The sequence below is a fragment of the Microbulbifer sp. TYP-18 genome (assembly GCF_040932045.1).
Lineage (GTDB): Bacteria > Pseudomonadota > Gammaproteobacteria > Pseudomonadales > Cellvibrionaceae > Microbulbifer.
Genome location: NZ_JBFRBC010000003.1, coordinates 19756 through 40357, shown reverse-complemented (window position 1 = coordinate 40357; position 20602 = coordinate 19756). Strand labels below are relative to the sequence as shown.

At 47.6% G+C, this 20602-nt stretch carries 16 protein-coding genes; 7 read left to right on the top strand and 9 right to left on the bottom strand.

Annotated features, from left to right (window positions below):
• Positions 1–7 precede the first annotated feature (7 nt).
• Both fldB and mnmC read left to right on the top strand, forming a co-directional pair.
• A complete protein-coding gene (gene fldB / locus ABVT36_RS04550; RefSeq protein WP_368455478.1) occupies positions 8–535 on the top strand; it encodes a flavodoxin FldB in 528 nt (175 codons plus the stop codon).
• Entirely contained in the window at positions 532–2520 is a 1989-nt protein-coding gene (mnmC, locus tag ABVT36_RS04545) for a bifunctional tRNA (5-methylaminomethyl-2-thiouridine)(34)-methyltransferase MnmD/FAD-dependent 5-carboxymethylaminomethyl-2-thiouridine(34) oxidoreductase MnmC (RefSeq protein ID WP_368455476.1), read from the top strand. The genes fldB and mnmC overlap by 4 nt, the downstream gene beginning before the upstream one ends.
• Positions 2521–2564: 44 nt before the next feature.
• On the opposite strand, the gene ABVT36_RS04540 is transcribed toward mnmC, so the two are convergent.
• Positions 2565–3188: a DUF502 domain-containing protein gene (locus ABVT36_RS04540; protein ID WP_368455475.1), complete on the bottom strand. Its 624-nt coding sequence runs from the start codon at positions 3186–3188 to the stop codon at positions 2565–2567.
• On the opposite strand from ABVT36_RS04540, the gene ABVT36_RS04535 reads away from it, so the two are divergent.
• Positions 3170–4012: a glutaminyl-peptide cyclotransferase gene (locus ABVT36_RS04535; RefSeq protein WP_368455474.1), complete on the top strand. Its 843-nt coding sequence runs from the start codon at positions 3170–3172 to the stop codon at positions 4010–4012. The genes ABVT36_RS04540 and ABVT36_RS04535 overlap by 19 nt on opposite strands.
• A gap of 51 nt (positions 4013–4063) precedes the next feature.
• On the opposite strand, the gene ABVT36_RS04530 is transcribed toward ABVT36_RS04535, so the two are convergent.
• From ABVT36_RS04530 to ABVT36_RS04520, 3 genes are all read right to left on the bottom strand, one after another.
• Complete coding sequence (locus ABVT36_RS04530) at positions 4064–4516, bottom strand: hypothetical protein (protein WP_368455473.1); 453 nt, start codon at positions 4514–4516, stop codon at positions 4064–4066.
• 303 nt (positions 4517–4819) lie between these two features.
• Complete coding sequence (locus tag ABVT36_RS04525; protein WP_368455472.1) at positions 4820–5890, bottom strand: MBL fold metallo-hydrolase; 1071 nt, start codon at positions 5888–5890, stop codon at positions 4820–4822.
• 1 nt (position 5891) lies between these two features.
• The gene (locus ABVT36_RS04520; RefSeq protein WP_368455471.1) at positions 5892–6740 is read right to left on the bottom strand and encodes an SDR family NAD(P)-dependent oxidoreductase; all 849 of its coding nucleotides are present in this window, start codon (positions 6738–6740) and stop codon (positions 5892–5894) included.
• 696 nt (positions 6741–7436) lie between these two features.
• On the opposite strand from ABVT36_RS04520, the gene ABVT36_RS04515 reads away from it, so the two are divergent.
• A complete protein-coding gene (locus ABVT36_RS04515) occupies positions 7437–8027 on the top strand; it encodes a TetR family transcriptional regulator (protein WP_368455470.1) in 591 nt (196 codons plus the stop codon).
• Positions 8028–8103: 76 nt separating this feature from the next.
• On the top strand, positions 8104–8694 hold the full coding sequence (locus tag ABVT36_RS04510) for a cytochrome b (RefSeq protein WP_368455469.1): 591 nt from the start codon (positions 8104–8106) through the stop codon (positions 8692–8694).
• Positions 8695–8793: 99 nt separating this feature from the next.
• Here ABVT36_RS04510 and ABVT36_RS04505 read toward each other — a convergent pair whose 3' ends face one another.
• From ABVT36_RS04505 to ABVT36_RS04485, 5 genes are all read right to left on the bottom strand, one after another.
• The gene (locus ABVT36_RS04505) at positions 8794–9087 is read right to left on the bottom strand and encodes a helix-turn-helix domain-containing protein (protein WP_368455713.1); all 294 of its coding nucleotides are present in this window, start codon (positions 9085–9087) and stop codon (positions 8794–8796) included.
• A gap of 98 nt (positions 9088–9185) precedes the next feature.
• Positions 9186–10640: a sulfotransferase gene (locus ABVT36_RS04500; protein WP_368455468.1), complete on the bottom strand. Its 1455-nt coding sequence runs from the start codon at positions 10638–10640 to the stop codon at positions 9186–9188.
• A 71-nt stretch (positions 10641–10711) separates the two neighbouring features.
• Positions 10712–12706 carry a sulfotransferase gene (locus ABVT36_RS04495; protein ID WP_368455467.1) on the bottom strand — a complete coding sequence of 665 codons (1995 nt, stop codon included), beginning with the start codon at positions 12704–12706 and terminating at the stop codon, positions 10712–10714.
• Between the two features lie 166 nt (positions 12707–12872).
• The gene (locus ABVT36_RS04490) at positions 12873–15908 is read right to left on the bottom strand and encodes a TonB-dependent receptor (protein ID WP_368455466.1); all 3036 of its coding nucleotides are present in this window, start codon (positions 15906–15908) and stop codon (positions 12873–12875) included.
• Between the two features lie 1258 nt (positions 15909–17166).
• Positions 17167–17739, bottom strand: coding sequence for an RNA polymerase sigma factor (locus tag ABVT36_RS04485; RefSeq protein WP_367150872.1), 573 nt, complete (start codon positions 17737–17739; stop codon positions 17167–17169).
• 1062 nt (positions 17740–18801) lie between these two features.
• On the opposite strand from ABVT36_RS04485, the gene ABVT36_RS04480 reads away from it, so the two are divergent.
• A complete protein-coding gene (locus tag ABVT36_RS04480) occupies positions 18802–19299 on the top strand; it encodes a hypothetical protein (RefSeq protein WP_368455465.1) in 498 nt (165 codons plus the stop codon).
• Positions 19300–19345: 46 nt separating this feature from the next.
• Positions 19346–20536, top strand: coding sequence for a M12 family metallo-peptidase (locus ABVT36_RS04475; protein WP_367150870.1), 1191 nt, complete (start codon positions 19346–19348; stop codon positions 20534–20536).
• Positions 20537–20602 lie beyond the last annotated feature (66 nt).

Here is a 20602-nt window from a genome sequence, read left to right as displayed (position 1 = left end):
AGTGACCATGAACAGCGCCCGGATAGGACTCTTTTACGGCTCCAGCACCTGTTACACGGAAATGGCGGCGGAAAAGATTCGCCAGTGCATAGGCCCCGATTGGATCCAGCTCCACAATGTCGCCACGGACCCCATCTCCCTCGTACTGCAGTACGACTTCCTGATCTTCGGCATACCTACCTGGGACTATGGCGAACTACAGGAGGACTGGGAGTCCATCTGGGAAGACCTGGCCGGGCTCGACCTGCGCGGCAAAACCGTGGCCCTCTTTGGCCTCGGGGACCAGGAAGGCTATCCGCAGTGGTTCCAGGACGCCCTGGGTTATCTGCACGCGCAAGTAGTTGCGCTGGGAGCCAGAGCCGTGGGCTACTGGCCCGCGGAGGACTATAAGTTTGAAGAGTCCAAGGGACTGACTGAGGACGGCGGCCACTTTGTGGGACTGGCCCTGGACGAGGAAAACGAATTTGAGCTGAGCGATGCGCGTATCTCCCGCTGGTGCGCGCAGGTCATGGCAGAGTTTGGTCTGCGGCAGTGAACAGCGACGACCACCAGGCGCAGGTGGAGTGGCGCCAAGACAGCCAGCCGGTATCCCGCACCTTTGGCGATGTCTACTTTTCCAGTGCTTCCGGCCTGGCGGAGACCCGCTATGTCTTTTTACAGCAAAATGACCTGCCCGCACGCTGGCGCTCGTTGGCCGGCGGGGCCACATTCACCATCGGCGAAACCGGGTTTGGCACCGGGCTGAACTTCCTCGCCGCTTGCGCCCTGTGGCATGAAACGGCGCCCGCCGGTGCTCGCCTGCACTTCGTCTCGGTGGAAAAATATCCTCTGCACCCGCGGGATCTGGACCGCGCTTTGGACCTCTGGCCACAGCTGCAGGAGTACGCCGAACGCCTGCGCGAGCAGTATCCCCCCCTGCTGGCTCCCGGAGTACACCGTTTACACTTCGACAGCATCAGCCTGACCTTCGTCATCGGCGACGCCAGCGCGGCCTTCGCCGCCCTGCGCACCGAACACCCGGCCTACGACGCCTCTGTCGATGCCTGGTTTCTGGACGGTTTCGCGCCGGCCAAAAATCCCGCCATGTGGACCCCGGAGCTGTTCCGCCAAATCGCTGAACTCAGCAAACCCGGGGCCAGTTTTGCCACCTTCACCAGCGCCGGCTCGGTTAAACGCGGCCTGCAGGATACGGGTTTCGCGGTACAGAAAGTAGCGGGATTTGGTCGCAAACGGGACATGTTGCGCGGCCAGCTGAAAGCTGGGGAAAAGCCGCCGGGAGAGTCCTTCAGCAACACTCCATGGCACCAGCCGGACTACCCGCCCCTGGGCAGTGGAATAAAAGTAGCCGTGGTCGGCGCCGGGATTGCAGGTGCCGCCTGCGCCCGCGCTCTGGCAGAACGCGGCTGCAGAGTGGAAGTCTTCGAGTGCGGCCCCCAACCCGGGCACGGGGCCTCGGGCAATGAACAGGGTATTCTGTATGCCAAGCTGTCGCCGCAGCCAGGCCCCAACGGCGACTTCAATCTGCACGCGCTGATGTTCGCCCAGCGCTACTACCGCGACCGCTGCCCCACCGCCCTGCATAGCTGCGGGCTGCTGCAACTGGCCCGCAGCGACCGTGAACAAATATTGCAGCGGCAGGTTGCTGAGCGGCTCGCTGCCTATCGGGGGCAGACACTGGCGAGGCCGGTGAACGCCCGCGAAGCCAGTGCACTGGCAGGTATTGAACTGGGTTGTCCGGGGCTGTTTTTCCCCATGTGCGGCTGGTTGCAACCGCGTATCCTGTGTGGCCTGCTGCTGCAGCACGACAAGGTGCGGGTACACTGCAACACCAGCGTTCAGTCCCTGGCACAGAGCGGCGACACCTGGAACCTGGAAACCGACCAGGGGACCAGCGGTTGGGATGCGGTGATCGTCTGCAGCGCCACCGGTCTGCGCCAGCTGCACCAGACAGCCCCGCTGCCGCTGCAGCCCATTCGCGGCCAGGTCAGTATTGCCGACGCAGCCGCTGCCGAGGTGCACACAGTCCTGTGCGCGGACTGCTATCTAACCCCCGCCTATCGTGGCCGGCAGAGTTTTGGCGCCACCTTCAAGCTCAAAGACAGCTCCACCGACCTGCGCCAGGCGGAACACGGGGAAAACCTCGCCGTGCTGAAAGGGCTGCACCCGGACCTGGCCGCCGAACTCACCGGGCGGGAAGTTACCGGTCGCGCTGCGGTGCGCGCGGCGACCCCGGACTACCTGCCTATCGCCGGCCCGGTGCCGGACTGGGAAGCGCTGGCCGAAACCTATGCCCACCTGCGCCAAAACCGCAAAGCCCTGATCCCCACCCGCACCCACTATCAGCGCGGGCTATTCGTTCTCGCCGGCCTGGGTTCCCGCGGTTTTACCTACGCACCACTGGCGGCGGAACTGGTGGCAGCGTGGATCGATGGCGGTGCGCCGCCGGTGGACAGCGCACTGGTCAAGGCCCTCCACCCGGCGCGTTTCGCCGTGCGCGCGCTGGGCAGGCACAGGTCCTGAGGTCTGGCGGTTTGTTGAAAAGCCCTCCACGACAAATCAAGCAGCTACACGCCTGATTCGCGACCCGGTTTCAATAAAAGATTACTGCCGGCGCCGCAAGCAATCACCGACTTCATTGCCGCCTCCACCGTGACCTGCGGCAATATTTCTACACAGTCGGCGCTGACGTGATAGACAAAACCGGAGGTTGGCACCGGCGCCGTGGGTACATAGACGGTGAAATCGCCATTCTCGTGGCGCGAAGTGACTATCGCCGTCACCGAGAGGGGATTGTCGGCACCCAAAATCCTGACCCGCGCCACTGGCCCGGACAGCACACTGTCGCCAGTACCGCCAATAAACTGCACCACCAGCTCTCTGATAGTGCTGTATCCCGGCGCCAGCCGGCCCAGCCAGTGATCCATGTGCCTGTGCAGCCAGCGGCCTGTACCGGTCTTGACCAGCAGGCCGATGGCGAAGCATCCCCCCAAGATCAGCACTATCACCAGCAGCCGGGCAAAGGTATCCTTGACCCGGCTGTGGGATTCCAGCCAGTGAACCGCAGGTGCAACCAGTTCACTGACCTGGCCAAACAGCCATTGGAACAACAAAATGAAAATGGCAATGGGCAGCACCACCGCCAGCCCCCCCAGCAACGTCAGGGTAATAAATGTCTTTATTCGGGTCATCGCGCCTACTTTTATCCGAGTTCAATAATCTGCGCTGTGCGCTGCTCGCCCTGCTGGGACTGCAGGTCGCGGCGGCCTGGGCCGACAGCGGTCTGACTGATACCCCTTTCGAGATCATCGCCGAGCGCAACCGCCCGGCCGATCATTTTACCCAGGGCCTGTTTTTCGATGGCGCACGCTGGTGGGAGAGCAGTGGCCTCTACGGCCGTTCCTGGATTGCCGAGTATACCGACCCCACCGCCAATCCCCTAAGACGGAAGTGGCTGGCCGAAGACCGTTTCGCAGAGGGTCTCACGGTACTGGGTAATAAGGTCTATCTGTTGACCTACCGGGCCGGTGAACTGTTGCTGTTCCGCCGTGAGGATCTGACCCCCCTTGGGGTTCGCCACTATGCGGGGGAAGGCTGGGGTCTGACCAGTGACGGCAGGGATCTGATCATGAGCAATGGCAGCGACGAGCTGACATTCCGGGATCCGCAGACCTTCGCTATCAAGCGTCGGCTGAAGGTCCGCGGCGGCGGCCGGCAGTGGAGTCAACTCAATGAACTGGAGTTTGCCCGGGGGCTGATCTGGGCCAACATCTGGCAGGATACCCGCATTATTGCCATAGACCCTCAAACGGGGCTGGTCAGGGCCCAGTTGGATATCTCCGCACTGGCACCCCCGTCCAGGCATCCGGACGTAGTGGCCAATGGCATAGCCTGGGACGAACAGCGCAAAGGGCTTTGGATAACCGGGAAGTTCTGGCCAAAACTGTACCTGATCAGGCCAAAGCAGCTGGATTTCGCACAGGGGGACAGCGACGTATCCCCGGCCCGTGATTAACGCGGCAACTTCTTGAGTTGTCGGGTTAGGGCCTGTTGACACTAATAATATTCAGTTGCGATAGCGGTCGATTACGGTGAGCTGGCCTCCCCCACGCACCAATTCCAACGCCCCGCCCGAAATCTGCAAACGAAATCCCCGGCGGAGCTGTTGCAAAAGCACCCCGTCCTCACCGCGACCGTTATTCAGCAGCATCGCCTCATTGCCGTCCTCTCCCCGCCATTGCACACCTTCAACCGCATCCATACCCGGCAGACTGAGAGTGAGCACCTCCAGATTCGGTGGCAGAGGACGAAGCGCCACACGCGCAATACCCGTCGCTGTGGCCAGTGAGAAGGACAACTGGTTTTCCGGCGCCTGCTGCCAGCCCAGGTGCGTACCCGCAAGAGCTGACTGCACCAGTGTCTGTGGTGACGGCGAGGAGCATCCTGTCGACAGCCCCACCAACCCTAAAACCATGAATATGAGAAAACGCATAGCTTTATCCGTATCTATGTCTGTCATTGTCTCTCCCCTCGATTATAAACACAGCATCTGAGCCGGTGGGAAAAATCCGGGTTGAACTGCGCGACCTCCAGCAGATCAGAGCCCTCCCACTCACAACACATACATCCAGCAGCAGTTTCGGTCATATGGAAACTATTTCTTGTTAGTAAGCACAGAGTGAATACAATTAGTAGTACCAATTACCAAGTGGATTGAGCCAAACTGTTCCAGCAAGGCCTACCGATATCAGTACCTTGCCGATGGTCCCGCACCTCTCTCCCTGATCTGCTCCCACAGGAAAACATTAGCCAAAACTAACCATCAAAAACTTACTGCCGCAGCTTCATTGCTGGTGGTTAATTCAAACGGCGTTCCAACCTCCAGGGTTATAAAGGCCGAGGAATCCACATTAGCTTGTCGCCTGGCCTGCTCAAGCAGCTCAATGGGCTCCCTGCGCGATTCCGCGCTGATCTGGAAGGTGCCGTAATGCATACCAATCGACAGGTCAGCCTGCAAATCGATATGTGCCTGCACCGCCTCAAAAGGATCCAGGTGGACCGACTTGAACATGCTTCTGGGGGCATAAGCCCCTATGGGCAGAAACGCGATGTCCACTGGGCCAAAACGCTCGTAGGTACGTTTGTAGTGGTCGGCATAACCGCTGTCACCGCCAAAATAGATTTTCTTGTCCCCAAGTTGCAAAAGAAAGCCGCCCCATAGCGTCGAGTTTCGATCCGTTAGTGACCGGCCGGAAAAATGCTGCACGTCCAGGAACCAGAGCTCGAAGTTCTCTGCAACCTGAGCACTTTCCCACCAGTCCATCTCAACCACATTTCCAGAAGCTGCCAGGCGACGCCCGACACCAAGCCCCAGGTATACCCTGGGGTTGTCTCTTTTCATCAACTGGTTAACCGAATCCAAATCCAAGTGGTCATAGTGATCATGGCTGATGATAATGACATCCACAGAGGGCAATTCGTCCATCTCTATACCCGGCTTATGAACGCGCTTCGGCCCGGCAAAAGAAACCGGGCTGGTTCGCTGTGAAAAAACCGGATCGGTCAATATGTTGAAGCCCCCCGCTTGAATAAGAAAGGTCGCGTGATTGATAAAAGTGATACGAATATCACCGTCGCGAACCAGTGCTCGGGGAGCGTTATCAGCCTTGGTATCAACCCATTTGGGCCAGGCAGCTCGGTCAATATCAGTAGTCAGAGCCGTCCATGCTATTTTCCAGAAAGAATGCATTTTGATAGGGTTTGTATTTTTGAATTCGCCACCCTGGAAATTTGGAGACCTATTTCTCTTATCCGCATAACTCGTGGCACACGAGACCAGTAAGATAGCAAGCGCCAATAGAATGACAGCCACTGGAATCACAATTATTTTCATATCAGCAGGACCTGCTTCGTAATACTTTTGTCGAGGAGGCAGTCCGCTCAGATTGAGCCAGAAAAGGAGCCGCAAGGGTCTCCAGCTGATTCCAAAGGTGTGCTGAGCCCTTGGCATCGAGGGCCGGGTCGTCCGCTCGAAACTCCACAAGGCCCAGGGTGTTATGCCAGTAAGCACCACGGGGCAGATCCTGAGTCGCACCTATCAGCGAAGCTTGAGCGCCAGCCTCCTCGGAAATCAGAAGTAGACTTCTCAAGCGGGCCAGAAAGCCGGTTTTGGCCCCCCCGAGGCCACTCGCAACCACACCCGGATGAACAGCGATCGGATGAAGCTGCGGATAGCGGTTTTTCAGTTCTGCAACTTGCCAGAGGTTCCCCAGTTTACTGCGGGCATAGGCTTTCTGTGTGGAATCAAAGGGAGCATCAGCAGAGCAGTCCTCTGCCAGGACATAAGCCTCACCGGTGGTCAATACGACCCTGGCGTTTTTTGTCAATAAATCCCGCTCGATCAGCAGCCGGTACAACAGGTGGTGGCCCAGAACATTGACGCCAAAAGTCTTTTCCACCCCGGTTACCGTGGACTCAGGGCTTTGCAACACCAGACCAGCATTGCATATCACCAGGTCAAAGGGCATATCGCCCAAACTATCAACGGCGGTGATGATACTAGCGGGATCCGCCAGGTCCGTGTTCAGGGCTTCAGCCTCCGGTATCGTACCGCTACCCTGTGAAAGACCCCGGGCCAGGGTAATCACCTCGGCTCCACGCTCCAGCAGTCCCCGCGAAACATACTCACCCACACCCGCGGCTCCCCCAGTAACAAGTGCCCTCTTGCCTTGGAGGCGCGGCATCCCGGGGCAGCGACGATTTTTTCTCTTCTGGCCAAGGATACAGGCGAGAAGGCGGCCAGAACCGCTGGAAGCAGGGGCTCTGGCCGTGAGATCAATAGACATTAACTTACTCCGTTCACTCCGTAAGGCGGACTCCGCAACAACCTACGCCGGCAGCTGCCGCGCCGATCACTCAATGCAGTCTATCCGATTGACATTGGAGTGACAATTAACAATACTTGTTACTTATCTGCTGGTCAAGGAAGGCCATCTGAAGGGATGAAGCAAGTATCTGCCCGGAATGAATGGGGCAGTCCCAGTTTCGAAGCGGAGGCGCAGGCACTCCGGTAGCCCCTGGAAATACCGGTCAAAGCCAGCCCAGGTCCGGCACCTGTTGATTTGTGTTCAGGAGCCCTGACCACTAAATTAAGCACCGCAGCAAAACAAATCGGAAAGGCAGCCTAAGTGACCAATAAGCCACAAAAATATCCGGCGACCACGTCTGAACTATGGCCTAAAACACTTATTCAGTCGGCTGGCAAGGGATCTCCTGGCCATCGATCCATAGGGCCCGCTGATAAAGATCTGATTAGAGGAAGCAGTTTTGCGGGAGCCCTCTATTCATTTACAGATGGCCAGACCCCCTACTGGAATTATCAACTGCCAACCCAAAACGATTGGGACTTATGTGAAAAGGCGATTCGGAAATAGTTTGAAATGGTTAAAAAAATACTTACACGGGAAAAAATATTAGATGCTGCTGAAGATGTGTTACGAAAGTTTGGGCCGCGAAAAATTACTGTCGTGGACATCGCCCGCTCACTAAACGTCAGTCATGGCGCTGTCTATAGACATTTCGATACAAAATCCGCACTTCACGAGGCCATCACCAGCCGCTGGCTGGAGAGAGCCATGGTACCGTTGGCAGAAATTTCAAATAAAACCTCCAGCCCAAAGAAACGACTGCACGATTGGTTTAAAGCGCTGATGGATATAAAGCGAGAAAAAGCCACTGAAGATCCTGAAATGTTTGCATCTTATGCTTTACTTGCGCAAACTATTCCCAAGCATATTATATTCGAACATCTAGAACTGATGATACAGCAAGTGGAAAAAATACTTTTAGATGGCGTAGAAGATGGCTCCTTCGAAATAAAAGATTGTGCTATCACAGCCAGATGTCTGTTTCATGCCACCTATCGCTACCACCATCCCATTCATTCCGATGAATGGGGCAATAAAAACATAAAAAAAGATTTTGAGGACCTTTTTTTCCTATTAGAGCGAGCCATTCTAAAATCAAATTAAATAGCCAAATAGTAATATATCAACAACGGTAGTTTTTATATAGTTGTGACAGTACTTTAAAATCAAGGAGGATTTAATGGACACTAGAAATACAGCAAATAGTTACGGTTCGATTGCGAAGTGGTTACACTGGACAATCGCTATATTTTTTCTTGGTTCCTATGTGAGCGTCTATTACCGGCACTGGTTTACAGCGGAAGAAACCCCGGAAAACTGGATTGCACTTCAGCTCCACCTGTCAATTGGCATAACCTTAGCAGCTTTTATAGCCCTAAGAATTCTTTGGCGTATGACTAACAAAACTCCGGATTTAGAGCCGGGCACCAGGCTTGAACACCTGGCTACCCACGTCGGCCATTATGCCTTATATGCGATCATGATTATTATGCCTATTACAGGATATATAGGCACCTCCGTAGATACAGAATATTTCTTCCTGTTCGATATCCCAAAGTTTGAAACCACCAAGCTGTATGAGGTTCTAGTGACTCAAGGAATGGGAATTTCTTTCGAAGAATTTGAACAGCCAATTGATTTCATCCATACAAACCTATTTGGTGAATGGATTGTATGGCTTCTGATCTTGGCACATGTAGCAGCAGCACTATACCATCATTTTTTCAAAAAAGATAAAACCCTTATAAGAATGACGATCGGAAATAGTTAACTTACTTCGGGATAGGGCAAAAATAATTGATCGCGGTTTCAAGTAATAACTGCAATTTCGTTACGTAGCGAGTAAATCTGCTCGCTGCCCCATCAATAGTTAGTTTGGCGATCGACAACCCCTCGTCTTTCTCGGACGATCGTTGAGTCGATTCATCACCGCTTGCACCTCTTCATCCGTGACTTCCTTGTGAGCCTCTGTTCTTCGAGTATCACTGAAGCGCTGTGCCTGGGCTGACCTATAACTTATCAAGCCACTATTTCGCTTCAATTTCCGACTGATCGTTGAACGTGAGTATGTCAACAAATCCGCAAGCTTCCTCTGATTATGCTCTGCGTTTAATAATACGTAAATCTGGTATCTTTCTTCTTTGTTCAGCTGGCGGCAACTCATCACCGCTTTATCTCGTAGTTGGAAGAAGTGCGAGCCTACCAGCTGCCGCCTCAACTTATCCAATTGAACTTATTTTCCGAAACCGCGGTATATGTATTTCACCCCTTATATACATTAAAAAAATCATGCATTCTATGTGCTACAGATTCATGTGATGCAATTGAAGAAGTATAAAGAGGTTTTCTTACCTGAACAGTACTAGAGGTTGTTATAACCCTATTATTTTCATAGAATCTGAGTACATTGTTATCCATCTCAAGGCCACATGCCATTAAAATAGCTGATATTTCTTTCAAAGGATCGACGATCAGGTTCTCATAGCTTACTTCTAAGACTCGATTTCCAATAAGGTTTAGCCAATGAGTCGTTAAGCGATCAATATTATTGAAATGTTCAGCGATATCATGTAAAGAGTTACTCCAGGCCATACCTTGATTGAAACAGGTGCGAAAGCAGGACCATGCGACATCAGCAGGATTTCTCTTTATCATAATAATCGGAGATTTTGGAAAAGCGGCCGCAATAATGCCCAAGTAATAGATATTATTTATCGACTTATCAACAATTCCACAATAAGAATTAAATCTTTCTTTAGTTACATGAGTATATATTTGAGTTATCGTTCTTAATTTTGTATTAGTTGAATTCAGTTGTTTAATCCTTTGAGAGCTTATGTCTGATGCTTTGCCGAGATGCAAAGTCGCGATACGTATGCCGCCAAACTCTCCTCCAGTATTGATTTCATTGTGGGTTACCAAAATTTGCTCAAGAAGAGTAGTCCCAGATCTAGGAAGTCCAATTATGAAGATAGGATTTTTTGGTACTGACACTTCTTGGAAGTCCGGAAGAAATGTATTATCAGCATAATTTAAAATTAGCTTATCTATGTATTCAGCCTCATTCTGCTTTTTAATAGGAACTAATTTATTAGACAACTTTGAGGCTACATTAAATTTATTAAATGCGGAATCAAATTGATTTCGGTCTAATAATGCTTTTCCAAGGGCGTAAAAATATGAAGCTTGATATTCATTATTTAATTTTTTAATTTTGTTTTCTGAATTAATAATTTTTTCAAAAAATAATTCGTTATTTGAAAAATCTATTTGTGCTGATAAAGTTAACCAAGTCGGTCCATTTAACGAATCACAAGCGTCGAGTGCCTTGACTAAATACTTTTCAGCAATTTTATACTGCCCCAATTGTTGTAAGATAGTTCCAGTAAAATGCAAAATTTTTGTGGTTTGATTTTCTATATATTTTTTGGTTTGAATATAATTTAATGCACTAGTATAGTCGCCACACTCAGCAAGTAAAGAAAGTGCTTCAATTATTTTGTCTTTAAACGTTTCTTCAGAACTTATATAACTTGATGCTAAATATTTTCCTATAGAAAATTCACCTAACATTATAGCAATGCGGGCAACTGATAGCTTTGATTTATCCGTCAACCTACAATCATTTATTAGCCTATAAAGTAACGTTAATGCATATTTTCGATCGCCATGAGCTACCGTATTTAATATTTTTTTTACAAGACAATTGACATCCATAATTTTATATAAATAATATTAATACTTTTCAGATTTTTACTAAATAAATATCATGTCGACCACAGAAAAATTTATTCCAATTGTAACTGTTCTTCATATTCTTGTATGTAATAATTAAGGTGACTCTTTAATCCTTTAAGTTCCGTATTAAAATTCCGCCAATAAGAAATACCATCTTTATATAAGCCCTTTCTCACTTGTTCAGAACTTGCAGTTCGAATTGGCCGCTTATTGTTTTGTGGATAAAGACATTCAGAATCGAAATCCAAACCGATCTGAAATAATAAGTTTCTTATAGAATGATTTGGCCTGTGGACAAGATTTTCATAGTATACAGTTTGGATTTGTTCTTGGAATATATTACGCCAATGGCTCATCAACGAACAGTACCCGATATAATAACATGCTATATCATTAAGATCATAGCTATAGGAATGGCCCTGAATAAATCGCTGCTTGAAGATACTCAAGCAAGTATCCATTGGATGTCTTCTCATGTCAATTATCTTGGCTGATGGAAACAAGATTTTTATTAGGCCTACATGTGCAAAATTACTTGACATTTTATCAATAAAATATAATGCGCCATTAGTATATACTTTAGAATCCTTGACGTAACGAACAAGCATATCATCAAACAAATCTGGCTCTATATAACGTAGGGATTCCGGATATTCACCAATACTTGATAGTTTTTCATTAATTTCTTTTACATATTGTCCAATAAAAGGCAACTCCATCGTAGCATCTATCTTAGAGTGATTAGAAAGCATCTGTTCGATAAGTGTTGACCCTGACCTGGGCATTCCAACAATGAAAATTGGATTAACTTGAAAAATTTTGTTTCTTTTATTTCTAAAAATAAATTCTTTGTCAAATATACATTTTAAACTATCAATTTCTTTATTATATGTATCCACGTCAAATGTAGAATAAATTTTTTGCAAGTTGTTAGCTTGTTTGTATAAGGTGAAAGCTTTTTGGTATTGTTTGCGATCTTCAACTGCTTTTGCAAAAGCGAAGGATAATGGGGCTGCTTGATGAAGAGATTTATTGGCTGCAAAAAATTCCTTTTCCATTAAATTAAATTCATATTCAGAAAAAATATAATCTTTTAAATTACTCAAGGCCCAGTAAGCTTCACCATTAGCACCTGCATATTTAAGCGCATATTTATAAAACTGTTCACACAAATAGCGATTTCCTATAATTCGATATACGTTGCCAATAGATACGTTAACTTGAGGCTGATTAGAATTTATTTTTAATGATTGTTGGTAGGCAGATATGGCTTGCTCATGTTGCATTAACAGTTCTCTTGCAGCTCCAAGCATATTCCAGGCTATAACTGACTGTGGATTTACCTTAAGCAAAGTTCGCAACGTTTCACTAGCCGCTTCGGCCCGCGAAGTCGTTAAAAAAAGCTGAGACAATCCCAAAAGTAGAGTCGGCCAATAGGTCGTTCTCGTCAATATCTCGTTGAAGTACTTTTCTGCTTGTATATTCTTTCCTGCTTGCATGGCTAATACTGCCATACCAGATAGTGCTTCAATATGTTTTGGATCTTGCTCTAAAATATGTGTCAGAATACGTTTAGCCTTTGTGGAATCTGAAGATTGAAGACACTTTTTAACTTGTTCTATTTGAATACTGAATGGATCGTTTAACTCTGCCTTTCTATAAACTTTACAGGCCTGTTCGAATCTTTCATGTTCAACCAAGATATCTCCCAAAAGAAACCAGCCAGGTGTAAGTGTTTCAACCCTTGCCAGTACTTCTGTAAGTTGTTGAATAGCCTGGTCATAGTTTCTATTTAATCTAAGAGCCTTAGCATAGTCGAGTATGCATATTGGGTCTTGGTCTGTTGCATTTACAAGTTCAGATAAATGTTTTAATAATTCCTCAATTTTATTAGACTGCATATAGGCAAATCCCAATGCCCGCCCTATTCCCTTATTACCTGGAGACTTTCTGTAAAGCTCCAGTAAAATATTTTCAGCTTGATTTGAATCATCAGATTCAAGAAATTTTATAGCTTTATTAAATTCAGAAATAAGATTGTACATTTTTTATCACTAGCATAATCTGCCAAAATAGAAATAATATACTTATAAATAGCGCAAAAGACATTTATAGTTTTGATTTTAATTCTATAACAAAAAAGCTGTGGCCGACTTCACAGCCACAGCTTTGATAAATTAAATTAAGCTACTTTACATGCGTCTAAATATACTAGAAATTATAAGTAGCACTAAGCCTCACATGCCGAGGTGTTTGGTATCTCGTGGGTTTTCCATAATCGAGGTCAGGCTCGGGTAAGTCTGTTCCACCAAAAGGCAAATCTGTAGAAAATCCAACATCACCAAACTCACGACGATCGATAACAGCATCGGAGTTAAAAATATTAAAAACATCCATACGCAAAGTTAGATCACCATTACCGAGTATATCACCAAGTTCTGGAGACCACATCAGGCTAAGGTCAACTGTGCTATTCCAGTCGGTTTCAATTTGAGAACCTCGCGGAGTCAGTTCGCCTCCACAGTACCAAGAAGCCGCCCCATAAGCCCAGGCGAAGTAATCACTCGGATGTTCACCTACACATCCCATTTTTCGTGGAGCTTCAACGTTCAGATTTGTGCCTATACTCAGTTGGTCATTAATGGCATAGGCACCCCGTACCTTCAACCGGTGCCGGCGATCATTTGGTAATGGACCAAAGGCACCATCGGTTAAGCCTGGTTGATCAAAGTCTTGTGTAAGACCCGCATCGTCTTGGCCGTTTTCAGATTTAACCGCGCCCTCGTAATTTCCTTCACTTTTAGACCAGGTATAATTAGCTGACAAATACCATTGACCGTCCCAGATCCGTTCAAGAGTCAGATCAATTGCATCATAAGTTCTCTCTCCTTCCGGATATCCGAGTTGCTCGGCAGATAAATCAGCCCAATCAATTATTCCGTCGTTACCAAAATCTTCGACTAATGCAACACGCACATCTTTCCCAGGGTTTATTAGTACATACTGGTGAAACCCAGAGTAGGTTTCTAAAGCGGGATCGTCTCCATAGCCATTTTCATTGGCCCACTCGATGACAGCAGCATCAATAGCTACATCCTCAATCAGACCTTCAAGATTACGATGAATATATCGCATGCCAAAAGTCCACTCATCAAAGAAGGTGTGCTCAAAACCTAGAATATATTCGGACTGATAAAATGGGTCAAGATCCGCGTCGTGTGTAGCATCGCCGAAAGGCATTGTGCCATCGGCGAAATAGAGCCTTGGCTCCACTGCACCAAATACAGGAAATCCGTTTGCATCGTAATCCGGCTCACCATCGCCATCAGCGTCAACTGCTTCAAAATACTCCTGGAAATAGGTTTCCCGACCTGCTAATCTCATATTAGTGTTGGAAGCTATAGGCAAATAATAATGACCATAACTACCGAAGACTCTGGTATTTCCATCCCGGAATGGATCCCAGGAAAATCCTAGCCTTGGAGCTAACTGATTCTTTATTTCTACATACGTGTCACCTTCGATATTTCTGTTATCGAAAGTCTCATTTCTAATCCCCAAGTTGAGAATCAGATTGTCAAGCACCTGCCAACTATCCTGTAAATAGAAAGCTGTTTGAATAGTATTGAACGCCCCCTCATTATAATATTGGCGAGTACGCCAACGCATGCCGGAGGTATAAGCATCATTATATTCTAGTCGCGCTCGTAGATTACCAGAGTAATGGGCCTCGGTACTGGAACTCAAGTCCTCTTTATCCATTCCTACGCGAATATGGTGTTCACCCATAGCATCAAAATAAAAATCTGCGTCAAAGCGATAATTTTTACGCTCATCTTCACCACGCTCCAATAGACCTACAGACCAGGACCCAATATCGAAAGTACTCCCATTGATACCAGGCGTGCTACTGCGTCTATCACGAAGTAATGGAGGCTCTGAATCCGAAAAGTTTTCACGACTATATTGGTTTTCTCCATACAGCGCCGAAATAGTTACCCAATCCGCTAACGCAGCAGTATACTTGAAAATTTGATTTTCACCGCCATTCACATACTTGCTGTCTACTAGGCGCTCACCTTGTAGCTCCGTGAGCGGTGCGCTACCAAGCAAACTGGCACTTCCTATACGGTCGTTGCCTGCATCAGTAAAACGCCAAGTCTTTACGTTACGTGTCTGATCATCTGAAAATAATGTATATTCGAAACGATGCCCCTCAAGGGGAACATAGTCTAACTTAACTGCATAGAATGGATCAGTCTGAGTCTCCTCTTCACAACTACCGGTAAAACAGTCAAAGGAGCGAATATCACGAGGATTATACAGTCCGAAGAAAAACAATTTATCCTCAATGATAGCCCCAGAAGCCCAGATATTGTAATCCGCTTTACTGCGTTCATCATGTTGGTTCGCTGAGGTATAGGTCGCCGGGGATGTTTCATAAAAACTTTCTGGTTCATAAAACATATTTGCCCCAAAATGAAAATCATTTGAACCAGATTTAGTTACCGCATTTAACACTCCCCCAGTTGAGCGGCCAAACTCTGCCTGGTAACCACCCGTTTTAACTTCAATTTGATCAAAAAGTTCAAAAGGAATGGTCGATCCCCCAACGAAATTTCGGAAATTCGTGATATTCATACCATTTACATAGTATACATTCTCACCAACAGAGGAACCTGCAAAGGAGGCGACATTTCCGGATCCACCGTATACACCTGTAGAGAATGCGGAGTCACCAGAACTTGTTCCTGGCGCCAATAATGCTACTGAGGTTGCATCACGGGCAATCGGCGTGCGTGCAAAAATCTCACCGACATCCACCGTTATTCCAGTAGTAGTTGAATTAAAGTCCCAAGATCCCTGTTTAACACCTGTTACGTAAACTTCCTCAATAGTGTTATCAAGGGATTCCATAGTAAATGTATAAGCGGCAGCCTTACCAATTTGAATGGCAACATTTTCAGCAGTTAGTGCATTGTATCCATCTTGAGAAATAGAGATTTTATATTGGCCTACTGGCAGCTGCGGAATACGGAGACTGCCTTCGCTATCCGTAATAGTCGTACGGCGAACACCCTTATCAGATGTTATCAACACTTCCGCATTTGCGACTGGGCTGCCAGACTGATCTTGGACCGTTCCCCGCAATGTTCCAGTCGTATAGTCCTCTGAGACAGCCGTGGTTGATACCAGGCCACTAATGGCCATTGCAAGCAGACCTTTACTAAAATTAGAGCAAATCATATAGGAAGTCCCCTTTATTATTGGATTGTCTAGTTTAGTAGTTATAGGCTACCCTTGTTAGTCATTTTTCCAACGATAGGATCTAACAAAGAATAGGCTGTTCATAGTACAACAGTTTTTTAAGCTTTATTACAAAACAGCAATTTTTGGCAGGTTATGCATAAATTATGTCGCCAAATTCTTTATTAACTGCTGAACGGGTATCCTCTAATAACTAATTAATCGAGATCAGTATAACTAAGCTGCATGAGCATAGAATCAACAAATTCTTCGAATTATTCCACCTTTATCGTCCACTTTTACCCCTATTGAAGCCTTATCAACCAATCAAATCTGGGAATTACTGCCCAGTGGCTGTGCGGCAGGTGAAATATGGGTTTCATGCCACACAGGTTTTGCCCCGGTAGCGCCATTTCAGTATCACAGAGTTCACCAATGCACAGGATGCAAAGGGGTGATGCGCGTTCTTCGTCTATGCTTTGTACCACATCGTGGTGAACAAGCTTTCGCTTCATCCAGAAAGTTATGCTACGCATTGGCACGCATTTGACCTTGACGTTCGCACTTACCTACATAAACTAAATCACTCCAGGCACAAATATCGCCACCCATCGTGCAGCGTTCCCCAAGTACAACTCACTCGTAAACATCAGCAGATGTGGTCGTGATATGGTGAATCAGCTTCGTCTTTTTTATGCTCCCAGCAATCTGAGTCCTTGTACCGAATAACACTAAACGCCACTCGTGGTGTAACGCAGATCCAGATCACATTTCCTCCTCCTGTTCTTGGTAGCGCTTGGTGCATTACTGGTGATGGCGTCAATAATAATTTCCCGGTTGACTTTCAGACTATTATCCTGGCAGGCTGTTGAAATTCGAAGAATTTCGACGCCTGGTACAGGAATATGGATGTTCCGTCAAAATCGACGATGCCAAAGTCGCTGATTTTGAGAGAAAAGTGAAAATTACATTTTTCTCTTTTCGTGTTTTGAAACAGGCAGGATGTCTTTTTCAACAACCTGCTAATGACTACCAGCACCCGTAGATTATCGTAAAAGGCTCTATTGCATCGACCAAAGCATCCGATCGAATAGCAGTTTTCATATCGTTCAGCAGATTTTCTTCGCCAATCCTCCGGTAGAATCCCCCAAACCTGTCTGTCAGGGCTTATTGTTTTATGCTTACAAATAGCTTCTTCGATTTGCGTGGTGCCCATAATATTAATGTGATTTCTAATAAACCAAAGATAAATTAAGCATTAATCAGCAGTTCCACTTAACGCGGATATGGGAACATGATTATCTGTTTTCTTGGACTGAACTTCATCTTCCATAGCACTCCTGATCCGTATCAGAGCGCGTTGAATCAATTCTTTTACGGACTCTTTGGAGATATTCATACGTTCGGCGATGTCCTGATAGGTCATCTCCTCGAAGCGGTGAAATTCAAAAGCTGTACGTGCGCGTGGTGGCAAACCTACAATCGCCTTCACTGCACGGTGATATTCCTGCATGCCAATCACAGCACGTTCCGGTGAAATAGAGTCCGGTGTTTCCATTTCACATTCCAGTGAATCGTGAAAACTTCCACGACGTGCCTTATTATAGCGACTGCGACTGACCAATAGGTTCCTGGCAATGGTAAAGATATAACTCTGTGGATTGTTGATCTTTGTCTCACGCTGCCTTATGTGTAGATGCAAGTGAAAGAAAACCTCCTGCACCAAGTCATCCACATCAGCGATATTCACCCGCGGGGCAAAGTAGCGGCGCAGACCAGAACCGTATTCGTCCACCCAGTTAGTAATAACCCTTTCACAATTTTCTCTCATAGATCAGGCAGACCTTCGATTTGAGTAAAAATCGCACATCCGGGGACAACTAGCGGTAGTACCGAAGGATTCCGCTCAGGATCTTCGGCGCACGCTTTCAACACGCGGTAGATATCCTCAGACAAAGCGACCCCCTTCTATGAACAATGGCGAATTCAGGTTAATAGGGTGCGTTAAAGAGGGCTTTTTGCGCTTCTTTACGACCCGGTTACGATAAAAATTCCGGTCCTTCAGACGGTATTGCTGGAGTCACTATTGGTATTTGCGAATAAATCCTTATTAGTGGCGGGGTCTTTCATATATTTACTGCCGACTGCTAATCCTTGCCTGTTGGGCCCAAGTGTTAGTGCTGATGCTCTATTCGATCTTCAGAGCCTGCTTCCGAAACAAGGTAAAGCTGAAATAGAGCAAGTTACAATATCAATCACGGCTGCCCACGAATGGCACAATAATCAGCCCTGCAACCGCCTTTCCTTATAAATTTTTTATTACTTAAAGTTTACTGCGCCAGAATAGCGCTAACGGATTTTTTAATAAATGAAAATTCTATTTTTTGCGATAATTTTCGCGCCAATCTTTCCCAAATTGCAAAAATTATTCGACTAGGGCCGCTCTTATGTCCTTCTATCTCCTACTTATTTATGAGGACTTTAGGCTACCTCACTTACCAGCTTTTAATGACTGAAAAGTCATTGGTTCATTGTCCAGTTGACCGTTCAGTCCCCGTCATTTCTGATGAATAAGCCTATTTGGCGGCTGCCAGGTGCGTAACAGCCTTTTGCTATGCACCCAAATAAGGCTTTTCCCCCTCCTCTCACTACATGATTCGCCAGCAACTACTGTCTGCCAAAAGTACAATGATTATTGTCAGAACCGGCAACAGCCCTACTCTGAATCGTCCATATTTTTTTGCATGTGCCTCCCACATCAATCGACTGAGCAAACTCCCGTATTGGATATTACTCTGCCAATAATAAAAATTTTTCTATGCTGACTTGCCCCGAAATTGAACAAACATAAAACCCCCATGTCTTTTCATATCGACCCACAGCGTAGTCACGAATGAAAACTTCCCATTCGGCTGGGCCCAACGTCTCCATCAATGACTGCGAACGCTCTGCCACTCCACTATTAGCTGGCAATAAGCATTTGGAATTTTTTTTGTTAATGGCGCCTGTTTACTGCTTAAAAGTAATTAGCCCGTCAGCTTTTCAAATTTTCAGATCGTTCGTTGACATTAAAAATTTAAAATGGTACGAGAGATCCGACTTGGCAGTCGATGGCTATGGAACGGCCCTGTTTTATCCTCCGCTTACAGAGGCCAGTTCCGAGTGCTCACTTCCGGTGAGTGACGCAACCGACCTCGACTCGCAAAGCACGACAACTCCAAATGCCTTGCTCAGTCATAGCAGCAGCGGCTCCTATTCAGTTCGGGAAGAAATTCGGCGTTTTCTTGCGCAGTTGATAGTGAAGTCGCAGGTCATGTCAGGCCTTTGTGCCATTGGTCCCCTAGTCCGCTTCATGGAGGGAGAAGTTAAAAATTGCTTTAAACAACACTAATACAAAAGATATGGAGGGAATTAAAATGCTAAAAGCAAGTATAAAAATGGCAAGATACATAGCACTGGTAACAATCGGCGCTTTCAGCAGTATCGCCTTTGCACAGGCGGGGCTCGAGCAAAGTGTGCAGGCTGAACTCGAAGCAGCGGTGTCCGAAACCTTGAAAGTAAACCTGAACCTCGATCAGTATAGTGTCCAGCGCATCGGAACCGAAGTCAGTTCAGATGCTCGCTCGGGGGCGGCTGATTTGCGTGTGGACCTGATATTGGACGGCAGGCCAGTACAGATGTTGCTGTCCCCCCACTCGGTGCGCAGCCCCGACCTGGAGGTATACACGGTCGACGGTAACGGCGTAAAACGCCAAGTGGCAGCGCCGCCCATACGTACCTACCAGGGCAGTTTGAGGGGAGTCAAGGATGCCAGTGTTGCAGCATCCCTGAGTGAAACGGGCCAGCTCAAGGCCTGGATCCAGATGTCCGGTGAAATCTGGGCCGTACAGCCACTATCCGACGCCGCAGCGAATGTAGGCTCTAATCTCCATGTGGTGTATCGCAGCAGCGATATTCTGCCAGGGGATTGGGCCTGCGGTGCCGATGAGGAGCCATTTACGCATTTCCTGCACGGGGGCCCCGGCAGTGTGAAGCAGAGCCGCCTGGTTACCCGTTTCGCGGACGTCGCGTTCGATGCCGATACCGAGTTTTACAACCTGAACGGTAGTTCTGTAGCCGCCACCGTCTCAGATATCGAAAGCGTCATGAATGCGGTGGAGTCGATCTACCTGAATGAGACTGACATTGGGTACAATATCGGTCAAATCATAGTGCGCACCGGAGCCGACCCCTACTCCTCCACAAGCCCAACTGGACTGCTCTCCCAATTCCGCAATGAGTGGCTTACCACTCAAGCGGGGGTGCCCCGGGATACAGCCCATTTAATGACCGGAAAAAATATTGACGGCAATGTGATCGGTATCGCATACCTCAGCGCTGTTTGCAATTTCAATATCGGTTACGGTCTGTCCCAGTCCAGATTCACTAGTAACTTCGCCGCCCGTGTGGCACTCACGGCTCACGAACTTGGCCATAACTGGAGCGCAAACCACTGCAATGGCCAGAGTGACTGTGCCATCATGTGTTCTGGTATCGGCGGCTGCACCGGGATACTCAACCGGTTCGGTGTAGGGTCCGAAAACGCTATTATTTCCTGGGCCAACAGTGTCAGCTGCTTGAATATCTGAGCCTGGCTAAATCTGATATGCAGGTTAATATCTAACAAAGCCGGATTAAAGTACCTGCGTTTGTAT

Bases quoted from the DNA above. Each gene is read 5' to 3' on its own strand.
- ABVT36_RS04530 (WP_368455473.1), bottom strand. From the start codon at position 4,516: ATGACAGACATAGATACGGATAAAGCTATGCGTTTTCTCATATTCATG.
- ABVT36_RS04480 (WP_368455465.1), top strand. From the start codon at position 18,802: ATGAAAACTTCCCATTCGGCTGGGCCCAACGTCTCCATCAATGACTGC.
- ABVT36_RS04540 (WP_368455475.1), bottom strand. From the start codon at position 3,188: ATGACCCGAATAAAGACATTTATTACCCTGACGTTGCTGGGGGGGCTG.
- ABVT36_RS04515 (WP_368455470.1), top strand. From the start codon at position 7,437: ATGGTTAAAAAAATACTTACACGGGAAAAAATATTAGATGCTGCTGAA.
- ABVT36_RS04520 (WP_368455471.1), bottom strand. From the start codon at position 6,740: ATGCCGCGCCTCCAAGGCAAGAGGGCACTTGTTACTGGGGGAGCCGCG.
- ABVT36_RS04495 (WP_368455467.1), bottom strand. From the start codon at position 12,706: ATGTACAATCTTATTTCTGAATTTAATAAAGCTATAAAATTTCTTGAA.
- ABVT36_RS04500 (WP_368455468.1), bottom strand. From the start codon at position 10,640: ATGGATGTCAATTGTCTTGTAAAAAAAATATTAAATACGGTAGCTCAT.
- fldB (WP_368455478.1), top strand. From the start codon at position 8: ATGAACAGCGCCCGGATAGGACTCTTTTACGGCTCCAGCACCTGTTAC.
- ABVT36_RS04490 (WP_368455466.1), bottom strand. From the start codon at position 15,908: ATGATTTGCTCTAATTTTAGTAAAGGTCTGCTTGCAATGGCCATTAGT.
- ABVT36_RS04475 (WP_367150870.1), top strand. From the start codon at position 19,346: ATGGCAAGATACATAGCACTGGTAACAATCGGCGCTTTCAGCAGTATC.
- ABVT36_RS04505 (WP_368455713.1), bottom strand. From the start codon at position 9,087: ATGAGTTGCCGCCAGCTGAACAAAGAAGAAAGATACCAGATTTACGTA.
- ABVT36_RS04485 (WP_367150872.1), bottom strand. From the start codon at position 17,739: ATGAGAGAAAATTGTGAAAGGGTTATTACTAACTGGGTGGACGAATAC.
- ABVT36_RS04535 (WP_368455474.1), top strand. From the start codon at position 3,170: ATGTCTTTATTCGGGTCATCGCGCCTACTTTTATCCGAGTTCAATAAT.
- ABVT36_RS04525 (WP_368455472.1), bottom strand. From the start codon at position 5,890: ATGAAAATAATTGTGATTCCAGTGGCTGTCATTCTATTGGCGCTTGCT.
- ABVT36_RS04510 (WP_368455469.1), top strand. From the start codon at position 8,104: ATGGACACTAGAAATACAGCAAATAGTTACGGTTCGATTGCGAAGTGG.